We start from the raw sequence: 778 nt of genomic DNA, 5'->3' as shown, positions 1-778 counted from the left end.
GTGTAATACACATTAGTTCCTCACCATATGGGTTGCAATCCCAAAAATAAGCACGTAAATGAGCTAAATCATTAATAGAACCATTTTCTTCATTGAATTTATCCCAATCGGTACAGTGAGCATATTTAATTGCTTTAAATGGATATTTTTCATTATTTATTGCTTCTGGCATTTTTAAAGCTTCCCCATTTATGTATCTACGAATCCTAGCAACAAGCCCAACAGCGGGCGTTCCAAATAACTCGTGAACTTTATTAAGTTTATTTATACCATTTGTATCTCTTTGCGCTTGCTCCAAAATAACAGATATTTTTACTGTCCCTTTATAAAACAAATGTGGTGGATAATCATTATAACCATGCATTTTGTTTATCATCCATAAATAAGGTATTTATTGTGAGAAATAACATTTTTGAAAGTATAGCACAGTTAAAACAACAAATTCTCTTTAATCCCCCGAATCCTATCCCGCAACACAGCCGCTTCTTCAAACTGCAAATCCCTAGCTGCCTGCTGCATGGCTTTTTCCAGTTTGGCGATTTCTTTAATCGCGTCTTCTTCATTGTGAATCTCGCCGACTTTGACTTTGTTTTTGCCTTTCAGACGGCCTTTGCCGCTGTCTTCTTCGTGGTACACGCCATCGATGATGTCTTTGACCTGTTTTTTAATCTGCTGCGGCACGATGTCGTGTTCTTCGTTGAATTTAATCTGTTTTTCGCGGCGGCGTTCGGTTTCATCGATGGCGGCTTTCATGGAATCGGTAATTTTGTCGGCGTAC

Annotated in this window: 2 protein-coding genes; both read right to left on the bottom strand. The window is 38.3% G+C overall.

Annotated features, from left to right (window positions below):
- A partial coding sequence (locus tag ACTHUR_RS13425; RefSeq protein ID WP_440399027.1) for a hypothetical protein occupies positions 1-364 on the bottom strand: 364 nt, incomplete at its 3' end.
- A gap of 65 nt (positions 365-429) precedes the next feature.
- The coding region (locus ACTHUR_RS13420) for a UvrB/UvrC motif-containing protein (protein WP_440399026.1) at positions 430-778 on the bottom strand (349 nt) is incomplete at its 5' end.

Source organism: Neisseria sp. P0021.S007, from assembly GCF_051956855.1.
The sequence above is the reverse complement of the archived record's forward strand: the minus strand, read 5'-3'. Positions and strand labels throughout refer to the sequence as shown.